Below are 12,097 nucleotides of genomic sequence, written 5' to 3'. Positions count from 1 at the left end.
CAGTATTCAATAGCGGTAATTAGTTAGTTTGGAAGAGATTAGCAGTATATGGAAAGGTTCGATGATGAGTCGTTCAGTTAAGTCGATTATTGCGCTAGTTGTTTGCGCTGTTTTGGCGGCTTGCGCGTTTACTGCTTTTGGTTTTTCTAAGTCTTTTGGTGCAAATACCGATAGGTCTGCTGGTGGGAAAGTTATTTTCTTCAACTTCAAGCCTGAAGGCAAGGATATTTGGGTAGATGTTGCTAATGAGTATAAAAAAACTCATCCGGGGGCTGATATAGATGTCAAGACTCCGCAAAGCAACAGTTACGAAGATGAGCTTCGTGATGCTGTTAAAAATAATCCTGATGCCATGCCTACGCTATTCCAGATTAACGGTCCTGTTGGCTACGCTAAATGGAAAGATTACACGGCTGATTTAAGTAATTCCCCTCTTTATAAGCAGCTTAGTAATCAAAAGCTTGCCATTAAAGACAATAATAAGCCGGTTGCAGTGCCGTATGTTACTGAAAATTACGGCTTGATTTACAACAAGGCTTTGCTTGCTAGGTATGCGGATCTTCATAATTCAAAGTTGGAGCCGGAAGAAAACGGCAAATCTTTTGAAGATCAAATAACTACTTTCGGTAAGTTGAAAGAAGTTGCAGACGATTTGCAAAAACGCAAGGATGAGCTTGGAATTGACGGTGCTTTTACGTCCGCAGGCTTCGATTCCAGCTCTGACTGGCGTTTTAAAACACATCTTGCAAATATGCCTCTTTATTACGAGTTTAATGGCGACACTAAGCAGCCTGCAAAAATAAAAGGCAGCTATTTAGATAATTTCAGGAAGATTTTTGACCTTTATATTTCTGATTCCACAACTCCTGTAAGTCAGTTAAGTACTAAAACTGGTGAGGATGCTGTTTATGAATTTGCGCTTGGTAAGGCTGTGTTCTACCAGAATGGTACTTGGGCTTGGGGTGACCTTGCAAATTCTGGCATAAAACGTGAAGACGTTGGCATGCTCCCAATTTACATTGGCGCTAATGGCGAAGAGAATCAGGGCATGGCTACGGGTTCTGAAAACTATTGGTGCATTAATAAAAAGGCTTCAAAAAAGAATCAAGAGGCGACTAATGAGTTCTTGCAGTGGCTGCTTACTGACAGCTGGGCTCAGGATGTTTTAGCTAATAGGTTGGGCTTTGCTACTCCTTTCAAAAAATTCCCTAAAGCAAAAAATCCTCTTGTTCAGGCTGCTGTAGATTACACTGCTAAAGAAGGCAAAGTACCTGTTACGTGGGTGTTTGTTACCATGCCATCTAACGGTTGGAAAGACGATGTTGGCTCTGATCTGCTTACATACGCTCAGGCGACAAAAGACGGTATGACTTCTATGGGCGCTAATCAAGCATGGGATACTCTTAAGAAAGCGTTCGTGGATGGCTGGGCTAAAGAGTATGCGATTGCTCACAGTAAGAGTTAGCCTAATTAAATAATTTGTTTTAAACTATAATCCTCAAGGGATTGCGCAATCGTTTGCTAAATTATTGCGTAATCCCTTTAATTATTTCCAATAAATACCTGCCAATTTTATTAAATATATTATTATGTGCCGTTTTTATGGTGACACGCGTTAATTTTGGTTATGCCATCGTTTGCAATATTCAAATAGTTGAGGCATAATAAATATTGTCGATAAGGACACCTAGAGGTGTGACAGTCCAACGAAGGGATTGTCGGCATAGGAGAAAGGTTCGATGATGAATCGTACGATTAAATCAACAATTGCATTGGTAGCATGCTCAGCAATGGCGTTTGGCGCGCTTGCAGCTTGCGGTTCTTCTTCCAGCGATAAAGCTGCTGAGAAGGGTAAGGTTTACTTCCTGAACTTCAAGCCAGAAGCTGCTAACCAGTGGAAGGAAGTTGCTAAGGAATACACCAAGAAGACTGGTGTACAGGTTAAGGTGCAGACCGCTGCTTCCGGCACGTATGAGCAGTCGTTGAAGAGCGAAATCAGCAAGGGTGACGAAGCTCCTACACTCTTCCAGATTAACGGCCCAGTTGGCTATGCAAGCTGGAAGGATTACACCGCTGATTTGAAGGATACTGAGCTTTACAAGCAGCTTCAGAACAAAGATATCGCTCTCAAGGATGGCGACAAGGTTGTTGGCGTGCCATACGCAATGGAAACCTACGGCTTGATTTACAACAAGGCTTTGTTGAAGAAGTACACCGAGCTTAAGGATGCAAAAGTTAAGTCTGCTGAAGAAATTAACTCCTTCGATAAGTTAAAGGAAGTGGCTGACGATATTCAGGCTCATAAGGCAGATCTTGGTGTCGACGGTGCCTTCACTTCTGCTGGCTTCGATTCCAGCTCTGACTGGCGTTTTAAGACACACCTTGCAAACCTTCCTTTGTACTACGAGTTCAAGGAAGATCACGTTACCAAGCAGCCTGCAAAGGTGAAGGGTACGTTCCTCGATGGTTACAAGAAGATTTTCGATCTTTATATCACTGATTCCACCACTCCTGCAACGCAGCTCAGCTCCAAGACCGGCGAAGATGCAAACGCTGAGTTCTCCCAGAACAAGGCTGTGTTCTATCAGAATGGTACTTGGGCTTGGGGTGATCTCTCCAAGGCTGGTATGAAGGCTGAAGACCTTGGCATGCTCCCAATTTACATTGGCGCTAAGGGCGAAGAGAAGCAGGGCTTGGCCACTGGTTCTGAAAACTACTGGTGCATCAACGAGAAGGCTTCGGATGCTAACAAGAAGGCCACCAAGGACTTCTTGAAGTGGCTGCTTACCTCCGAAGAAGGCAAGGATGCTTTGTCCAAGAAGATGGGCTTCACCACTCCATTCAAGAGCTTCGCAGACATTAAGTCCGACAACCCATTGACTCAGGCTGCTGTTGAGGATGCAAAGTCCGGTAAGACCCCAGTAAGCTGGAACTTCACCGTAATGCCATCTGACAACTGGAAGAACGATCTTGGTTCTGCTTTGCTTGAGTACGCTCAGGGCACTGGCAAGTGGGATAAGGTTAAGACTGCGTTCGTTGACGGCTGGGCTAAGGAATACGCTCAGGCTCACGAAGATGAGGACTAATCTTCATTCAAATAAATTAATAGACGTTGCACCTCTGACGTAAGTAAGCAAAGGTGACGTAAGCGAATCCGCTAGGATACTGGCACTTATGATATAAGTGTTAAGTCCTAGCGGATTTTGTTATTTAATGTTATTTAAATAGTGTGTAGAAATTATAAAAAGCTACTTGCTTAAATAAAATAAAATATTTACTCACTTAATAAAGCGGCAGTGCTTGAACGCACAATAAGCTGCGCTGGCACGATCATATACGGATTTTCAACCTCTTGACCATTTATAAGCGAAAGTGTCATTTTTGCGGCAGTTGCAGCAATATCAACCGGATCCTGCCTAATAGTAGTTAAGCCAGTTTCGTGAGCATAAAAACTATCGTCAAAACCAATAATCGACACATCGCCAGGAGTTGCATAACCGCTACGCGCAAGCTGGAACATAAGTGGTATAGCAATTCCATCTTCCTGGCAAGCAGTAGCAGTCGGCATATTTGTATTCCCAAGAAGCATAGAAACTATAGCGCTTATTCTGTCTAAATTTGCAGGTGCCACAATTTCTTTTGGTGTGATTCCGTTATTTTTACACTCGTCAATAAACGAATGATAACGCTGCAAAACGCTAAAATGTAGCGAAACATCGCGAGTTGTGCGCACATAAGCAATATTGCGATGCCCCAAGCCAATCAAGTGTCGTGCCATAAGACGCGCGCCTTGATCGTCGTCAATGTTGATGGTTGCGTCAAAATCACAATTCTGTGGGTGTAAACAGTTAATACCAATAATAGGAACGCCAGTGGTTTTGAGTTGCGCAATTTCGTCACTGTTTACGTCAAAAGAACATACGATAACTGCATCAGCATTACGCCGTGTAGGGAGCATGGTGAAAAATTCTCGCCGTTCTTCACTACTTGAAATTTGGAAAATTGATAAGTCATAGCCAGCAGGGTGGAATACCTGGTTTAGGCCTTGAATAATTGATGCGCTGAACCAGAGACGAATTTGATCGCTAATCAGTAAAGCGATGCGCAATGTTCGTCCAGATTTCAATGCGGCTGCGGAACGTGAAATAGAAAAATTGAGGCGTTCTGCGATGGCTAAAACTTTGTTGCGTGTGGAAGCAGAAACTAAATCTGGTCGCGTGAAGGAGCGCGATACTGTAGAAACTGACACGTGTGCCTTATCTGCGACATCCTGAATGTTTGCGGACATGTGAACTCCTTCATTCCCACACAACAAACGCTTACCACAACTTTGTGTTTGCAAGTTTGCTATCGACGTTATAGCCCATAATAAACAAACGTTTGCAACCGTTTCCATTCTAGCAGATTTTGTTAAAAAGCCAATGATAACAAGCAATTTTTTAATTTGAAAACAACAAGTCGTCATAATCTCTTTGCAAGAAAATGACAACGTTTGACATAACTCGTTCATGTAGTAAAATAAAAGTATTGGTTCGGGCATCGACGTCTATGGTGACGTCGCACTCAAGGAGGAGAAAGTGACGAGTCATGATTAGTATGAGCGGAAAAGCAATACGTAAATGGTGGGCGTTATTTGCCTTGCCAACATTTGCGGCTTTTATTATTGGTTTTGTTGCCCCGTTTGTTATGGGCGTGTATTTGAGCTTTACCAAATTCCACACTGTTACAGACGGTAAGTTTGTTGGTATCCGTAATTACCGCAAGGCATTTAAGGATCCACATTTTGTTCATTCGTTAATTTTTACTACGGCGTTTACTGTAGTTACCACTATTCTTATTAATGTGATTGCCTTCGCAATTGCATATATGCTCACTAAGAAATTTAAGGGATCAAACGTTTTCCGCACCGTGTTCTTCATGCCAAATTTGATTGGCGGCATTGTGTTGGGTTATGTTTGGCAGCTTGTGCTTAATGGTATTTTGGCTTACTTTGGTCGTTCTATTACATATTCTGCTGTATATGGCTTCTGGGGTTTGGTGCTGCTTATTTGCTGGCAGCAAATCGGCTATATGATGATTATTTATATTGCTGGTTTGCAAGCTCTTCCAGGAGATGTTATTGAGGCTGCTGCTGTTGATGGTGCAACCCCAATGCAAACACTGTTTAAGATCACCATTCCTTTGATGATGCCATCGATTACTGTTTGCACATTCCTGACAGTTACTAACGGTTTCAAGCTCTTTGACCAGAACTTGGCTTTGACTAATGGTATGCCTTCGCATAAGTCTGAAATGTTGGCATTGAACATTTTCAACACGTTCTACGGACGTACAAACGGTGAAGGCGTTGGCCAGGCAAAGGCAGTTGTGTTCTTCGTGATTGTGGCTGTGCTTGCTTTGGTTCAGAATATGCTTACTAGGTCTAAGGAGGTAGTGGCATGAACGAGAAAATGAAGCATTCTACACTGTGGACAATCTTCTTTACTGTTGTAAGCTTACTTTGGATTTTCCCGATTGCTATAGTTTTTATAAACTCTTTCAAGTCGAAGATTTACATTGCAAGTGAGCCTTTCAGCTTAACTCCAAAATCTTTTATTGGACTTGGGAATTACTCCCTAGGCATTGAGCGCACGAATCTTATAATGAGCTTCTGGTGGACCATCGTGATCACCGTTGGAGCCGTGATTTTGATTCTGCTTTGCACGTCGATGTGCGCATGGTGGATTGTTCGTGTGAACAATTGGGCTGCAAAACTTTTGTACGTTTTGTTCCTGTTCAACATGATTGTGCCATTCCAGATGGTTATGTTCACCCTTTCCGACATCACTAACAAGCTCGGATTGAACACTCCATGGGGATTGTGGATTATTTACTTAGGCTTTGGCGCTGGTCTTGCAGTGTTTATTTTCACTGGCGTAATTAAGGGCATTCCGCAAGAGCTTGAAGAGTCTGCGATGATTGATGGCGCTTCTGTGCCACGTATATTCTTCCAGATTATTGTGCCGATTATGAAGCCAGCAATCGTGTCTGTATCCATTTTGCAAACTATGTGGATTTGGAATGACTTCCTGCTTCCGTACCTTACCTTGGACTTGAACAAGTACAAGACGGTTTCGATTGCAGTTCAGTATTTGAAGGGTGGCTATGGCTCCGTTGAGATGGGTGCCATGATGGGATGCTTGGTTCTGGCCATTCTTCCAATTATCGTCTTCTACCTCATCTGCCAGAAGTATATTATCAAAGGCGTTATGGCTGGTGCGGTAAAAGGCTGAGATTTCTTCTCCTCCAAAATCTCAAGTGGTTAAAATAATGGTGGTGACTACGGTCGTAAGATTTGTAGTCACCACCATTGTATTGTTAGTAAGCGTAGTTAATAAGTTGGCTATAAATAGCGCAAACAAAACGTAAAGGAGATAGCGCATAATGTTCTCATTCGGAAGCCCGGATTCAAAGTTTGCGCAAGGTATGGAAGCATTTGCTAATGCAGTATGGCTTACTGTATTGATGGTTATAACAAGCATTCCATTGATTACTATAGGCGCTTCTCTTTCCGCCGGGCATGATGCTGCAAGACGCGTAGAAAATGCGGAAGGACACATGACTTCTGCCTACTTCCGCGCTTTTTCTAGCAACTTTTTGAAATCAACTGTAATCTGGATCGTGATGGGGCCGCTTCTTGCGCTTATATTATGGGCTTGGATTGCAGTTAGAATACCGCCGCTTTTAATCCCGCAATTTGCAATAAGCTTAATCTGGCTGCTTATAGCAGAATGGGTTTTCGCATTGCAGGCGCGTTTCGAAAATTCTATTGGGAGAACCCTCTTAAATGCGCTTATTTTCAGCGTTGTATACTGGCCGGCAACGATTGGAATGATTATTATAGACGCCGTTTTCGTAGGACTTGTAGCTGCTTCAATTATTTACTTTCCGCAAGGTTTACCCTTGCTATTATTCATTGGTTGGGGATCGACCATTATGCTTCATACGCCTTTATTAGAGCGTATTTTCGCAAAGTATATTAAGAAGTAATTCTGCGCTGACGACCTGCTTGAGCGCTGCGATTTAGCGCGTTAGTTTCTTTACACTCGTGTAAAGGGACTGTCGTTTTTTGGCGAGATTTCGTTTTTTCCTTTACAGCCATGTAAAGTAATTATCGTTTTTCGGCGAAATTTCGTTATTTTCTGTACAACGCTGTAAAGGGAAAATCACTTTTATGGAACATTTGCCGGAGAATTTCCGAGGTTTGTTCCATCGCATAACCGCTACTTTTTCAGCTGCTTGACTGAAGATTTGATTGTATTGCCGCTTACCCGAGGCTTGGGTGCGTAACGCTAAATAATTAATGAGGCGAGCATCATCATAGACGCTCGCCTCACTTAGGACATCATTGCAAGCAATACTTTTGATTTGCTACTATGCAAACCGTATTTCTTGCAGGGGAATTGAGTCGGTTCTCATTAAACCAACAGTTTAATTATACTCACTTCCTTGTATTTTCGCCGCACATAACAGCCGCCATAGCAAGTACGCGTGGCGACTTAAATACTTCATCAGTGTGTACTACGCGACCGTCTGCATCAGCAAGCGGAATGCGCCAGTTTGGATACTCAGTGCTAGTGCCAGGCTGATTCTGAGAGCGGCGCTCGCCAACAGCATCAACCAGTGCAACCTGCAATAGTAACGATGGGGAAGTGCGCATAATTGCGTGCATCGCTTCCACAATCTCTTGCACGTGACCTTCTACATCCTCAGCAGCTTCCTCACTAATCCAGCCGCCCTTAAGAAGCATCTTCATCATTGCGTCGCGTTCCGCTTGAGCTGCTTCCTGGAAGGTTTCTACGGAGTCTGTGAGTAAGTGAAGCTGCTCGCGAAGCTTCACATGCTCAAACGCAAGATAACCCGCTGTAGGTGGCATATCGTGCGTTGTGACAGAAGCAAGTGCGTACTCACGATAAGTAGAAGGATCGGCGAAAATAATCTGCTTCTTTCCAGCTTTCTTAGAGGCAGCCTCAGCCTCATCGTCATGCGTAAACCACTCGACAACAGTGCCAAGCACACCATGGGCTGCAAGAACCTTAGAAACATACTTTGGTACCGTTCCCAAGTCTTCGCCGATTACCACGCCTCCCGCACGCGTTGCCTCAATGGTGAGCACCGCGAGCATAGCATCCACGTTATAGTAAACGTAAGCGCCATTTCTTGCGCCCTGACCTTGTGGAATCCACCACAAGCGGAACAATCCAAGTACGTGGTCAATGCGAGCTGCACCCGCGTGCAGGAACACATTGTGAACCATGTCGCGGTAAGCAATATAACCAGTTTCATCCAGGTAATTCGGATCAAACGGAGGCTGGCCCCAATCCTGGCCTTGCTGGTTATAGAAGTCAGGAGGAGCGCCCACGCTTACGCCATTAGCAAAGCGTTCTGGACTCCACCACACGTCGGCACCGTAACCGTGCACGCCAACAGCCATATCTTGCATAAGACCAATTGCCATGCCAGCAGCTTTAGCTTCCGCATGAGCGGCAGCAACCTGTTCGTCAGCAATCCATTGCAACCAGCGATGGAACTCAAACAAGTCGGCATGTTCACGTTTAAGCGTTTCAATTTGTGGCGTACCCTTACCGGTTGTATCAAACCACAGGTTATCTCCCCAAGGGGCACCCCACACTTCAAACGCGACGCACCACGTTGCAAAAGCATCAAGATCTTCGCCAGAACGATGCTTAAACTCAGTAAATTCACGTTCACGCTCAGCAGAACGAGGTTGCTTAAAGATGATGCGCAGCGCAGGAAGTTTAGCATCCCATGCGGCATTAATATCCATAGGATTTGGATTGTTATTCTGCGGAGCGATTGACTCGTGCAACTGCTCTACCTTGGCGAGATCCTCGCCGCTCAATTCAGCATATTCAGGAATATCTTGCGGACGAATATACGTAACGTTCAAGAACCTACGCGACTCAGGTAAATAAGGCGAAGGCTCAAGAGGAGTGACCGGTGCGCTGGCGTGAATTGGATTAATCAGCATAAAATCAGCTTTGCCAATCTCAGCTGCATCCTTAAGTAAGCGCCGTAAGTCACCATAATCACCGATACCCCAGGAATCTTTGGAGCGTACGGAATACATTTGCGTCATGTAACCCCAACGATGACGAGCCTTTACGCTTTCTGGAAGAGGAATACGCGCTGGAGCGGCAATAAGCGTGGCGTCAGCATGGCTTACGACTCCACCGTGCTCATCTACAACCTGAGCGTGCAGCGTATGGTAGCCCATTGGCAAATCGTCTGGAAGCTCCAAGTATAAGTCATCGCCGTCAGCTGTAATAGCACTTAACTCACCCTCGTAAGTGGTGCCATCTTCTAACGCAAGCGTTACGCGAATATTTTGAGGCTTAGCAGCGCCAGCGTGAACAGGCACGCGCGTTTTAGCCCCACTAAACGAAACAACAGTTGGCGGAAGCAGTTCACTTGCACGCTTACGCAACACACTTTCGTATGATGCTTCAATATTTTCTGGCGTGTTTGCTGGCATACCCAACGCTTCAAGTACCCCAACCAATGCTTCGTCGGTAATCTCTGTGTAGCTGCCCTGCTGGTCAATGTAGAAAGTAGCGACTCCACATGCTTTTGCAAGTTTAATCAACGGGCGTGCGAGACGCTCTGGACTTTCCTCTTCCACAGGCGTGGCATCTTCAGCTTTGCTGGTAGCTGTTGTGCTCATAATGCTCCTTCTATCTCGTGGTTTTGGCACATTTCTAACTTCGTCGTAAGCGTGCCAAGTGCGGTAATGGCGAGAGTGTGTATCCCGGCACATCTCTGGATTGGAATACACCCTAAGCGACAATTATATAAATAACTGACATCGTTTGCAATATAAGCTGCAGTATGGCGAGTTGGGAACACGCCAAGTACGACAATACCCAATCACAATTTGTATCATGATTGGGTATCGCAATTTGCTTTAGTGCAGTCTACTTACGAATTGTTACGCAACACACGAATTATTAAGCAACTTAAGCAACTTAAGCAACTTACGCAACTTGCGCAACTTGCGCAACGTATCGCTTATTTAGAACTCAAAACTACAAAAGTGCGGCTTGGAATATGCAAAGTGTGGGTATTCCCGTCATTGACAATAGAAGCGGCTTGAGTTGGTTGCGTATGTGTCCATTCTGCAAAATAGTCGGTAGAATCGAGCACGCAATGCCAGCCTTGAGTTTTTTCGCTATGAATTACAGGCAACTCAACTGTTGCGTCAGCATTGTACATAGGGTTAGCGCAGACAATAAGATTGTTGCCAACGCGCGTAGCCAAAACCGTCTTATTAGATGCAGGAAGCTGCTTACGTTTGCCATCGTACAACGCACTGTGTTCGGCACGAAGCGCAATAAGCGCGCGGTACCACTTCACAAGCGGCTGGAACTGCTCGGTGCGTGCCCAATCCAACTGATTCAGAATGATGCCACGATTATAAGAATTGTCACAGCCGTACTTTGTGCGACCAAACTCTTCTCCGCTGAGCATAAATGGTGTGCCAGCCGAGCATAAAATCATGCCTGCAGCAAACATGTTGGCGTTAATGATATCTGCCACTTGTTGCGCATCGCAAGCATTAAAATCGGATTCTCCAGCATTGTCGCGCATGGAAATGCAGAGCTTATCCCACAACGTCAAATCATCGTGCGCAGAAGTATACTGCACAATTTGGCCGACTTCTTTTCCAGCAGAAGGAGTATCTCGCCAAGCGTCTAAGGCTTGTCGAGCAGCATCGGCGCACCAAAACTCGTTGCCGTTAACGTAACCGCGATCGAGGTGATTCATCACATTACCCTTAAGGGAATCGCGCGACTCGTCACTAAACCAACCAATACGCTCGTTAAGAGTTTCGCGGCCTTCTTTATCTCCCATTGGCAATTTTTCATCTACCGCAGGCTCCGAAGCTCCCCAAGGTTCGCCATACATAACAATATCCTTGCCGCCAGGAAGCTCATCCAGCGCTGCTCGAGCCTGATTCAAAGTTTCAGTATCCATCAAGCCCATAAGATCGAAACGGAAGCCGTCAATATGGTAATCCTTTGCCCAATGAAGCAACGATTCAATAATAAACTTGCGGAACATAGGGTGTTCGGAAGCCATTTCGTTTCCACAGCCGGAACCATTTGCAAAAGTGCCATCTTCATTGCGCCTGCAGAAATAGCCAGGAGCCATGCATTCGAAAGCATTTTCAGCAGCTTTATACATGTGATTGTAAACCACATCCATAATTACGCGTTGACCATTTGCATGCAATGCCGCAATCATTGCTTTACATTCTCGTACGCGCACAGTGCCATCGTACGGATTACTCGAGTAAGCACCTTCCGGAACATTGTATGCGTGAGGGTCATAGCCCCAGTTATACAAAGAATCCAGTTCTTCTGCAGAGGCATTATTTTTGCGTGCATTATCGATTGCAACCTCGTCGACTGTAGAAAAATCGTAAATTGGTTCAAGCTGCACGTGCGTAACGCCGAGCTGCTTAATATAATCCAAGCCAGTAGGCAGGGTAGTAGCAGTAGCAGAGGAGCTTTCGCTTTGCAAAGTAGTGTGCTCGTCAGTAAAAGCAAGATATTGACCGCGATGTTCAGGCTTAAAGCCGCCACGAGGGTCGCTGCTGAAATCAGCAGCATGCGTTTCCCACACAACCATGGCGTGACGTACAAACTTAGGTGACTTATCTTTATGCCAGTTTGCCGGAGTGACGCGATCCTCATCAATTACCAAGCTGCGCTCGCCGTTCACGCCGCTAGCAATACCCCAAGGGTCGCAAGTGCGCTTTACCGTTCCGTCAGGGAAAGTAACAAGATAGTCGTAGTAAACTCCATCGAGACGTTTACGGAAGATTGCGCGCCAAGCGCCATCGCGTAGAGGTTTCATTTCGTGCGTCTGCGTTGGTTCGCTATTATTTCCGGTTTCAAAAAGTCTTAAAGTTACAGCTTGTGCAGTTGGTGCCCACGCAGTAAAAGTGGTGGACTTAGGGTTCAAAGAAAAACCGAGAGGACCTTCGTACACTGGCCAAGTTGCCGAAGATGGGAACGTCATGTGTAATATCCTT

At 45.1% G+C, this 12,097-nt stretch carries 8 protein-coding genes; 5 read left to right on the top strand and 3 right to left on the bottom strand.

Going from position 1 to position 12,097, the window contains the following annotated elements:
- Positions 1 to 61 precede the first annotated feature (61 nt).
- Positions 62 to 1,465 carry an ABC transporter substrate-binding protein gene (locus HXT56_RS05180; RefSeq protein ID WP_116712659.1) on the top strand — a complete coding sequence of 468 codons (1,404 nt, stop codon included), beginning with the start codon at positions 62 to 64 and terminating at the stop codon, positions 1,463 to 1,465.
- Between the two features lie 274 nt (positions 1,466 to 1,739).
- Complete coding sequence (locus HXT56_RS05175; protein ID WP_116712658.1) at positions 1,740 to 3,086, top strand: ABC transporter substrate-binding protein; 1,347 nt, start codon at positions 1,740 to 1,742, stop codon at positions 3,084 to 3,086.
- A gap of 188 nt (positions 3,087 to 3,274) precedes the next feature.
- On the opposite strand, the gene HXT56_RS05170 is transcribed toward HXT56_RS05175, so the two are convergent.
- Positions 3,275 to 4,288 carry a LacI family DNA-binding transcriptional regulator gene (locus HXT56_RS05170; protein ID WP_421777947.1) on the bottom strand — a complete coding sequence of 338 codons (1,014 nt, stop codon included), beginning with the start codon at positions 4,286 to 4,288 and terminating at the stop codon, positions 3,275 to 3,277.
- Between the two features lie 299 nt (positions 4,289 to 4,587).
- Between HXT56_RS05170 and HXT56_RS05165 the strand changes: the two genes are divergently transcribed.
- The 3 genes from HXT56_RS05165 (at position 4,588) to HXT56_RS05155 (ending at position 7,029) form a co-directional block, all read left to right on the top strand.
- Complete coding sequence (locus tag HXT56_RS05165; RefSeq protein WP_116712656.1) at positions 4,588 to 5,442, top strand: carbohydrate ABC transporter permease; 855 nt, start codon at positions 4,588 to 4,590, stop codon at positions 5,440 to 5,442.
- Positions 5,439 to 6,272: a carbohydrate ABC transporter permease gene (locus HXT56_RS05160; protein WP_116712655.1), complete on the top strand. Its 834-nt coding sequence runs from the start codon at positions 5,439 to 5,441 to the stop codon at positions 6,270 to 6,272. Before HXT56_RS05165 ends, HXT56_RS05160 begins: the two co-directional genes overlap by 4 nt.
- Positions 6,273 to 6,423: 151 nt before the next feature.
- Positions 6,424 to 7,029: a DUF624 domain-containing protein gene (locus tag HXT56_RS05155; protein ID WP_421777946.1), complete on the top strand. Its 606-nt coding sequence runs from the start codon at positions 6,424 to 6,426 to the stop codon at positions 7,027 to 7,029.
- A gap of 451 nt (positions 7,030 to 7,480) precedes the next feature.
- Here the strand turns inward: HXT56_RS05155 and malQ are convergent, their stop codons facing one another.
- Positions 7,481 to 9,724, bottom strand: a complete 2,244-nt coding sequence (malQ, locus tag HXT56_RS05150) for a 4-alpha-glucanotransferase (protein ID WP_250310030.1) — start codon at positions 9,722 to 9,724, stop codon at positions 7,481 to 7,483.
- Between the two features lie 344 nt (positions 9,725 to 10,068).
- The gene (gene pulA / locus HXT56_RS05145; RefSeq protein WP_421777945.1) at positions 10,069 to 12,084 is read right to left on the bottom strand and encodes a type I pullulanase; all 2,016 of its coding nucleotides are present in this window, start codon (positions 12,082 to 12,084) and stop codon (positions 10,069 to 10,071) included.
- Positions 12,085 to 12,097 lie beyond the last annotated feature (13 nt).

This window comes from Gardnerella nova (assembly GCF_049244055.1).
Lineage (GTDB): Bacteria > Actinomycetota > Actinomycetes > Actinomycetales > Bifidobacteriaceae > Bifidobacterium > Bifidobacterium vaginale_H.
The sequence above is the reverse complement of the archived record's forward strand: the minus strand, read 5'-3'. Positions and strand labels throughout refer to the sequence as shown.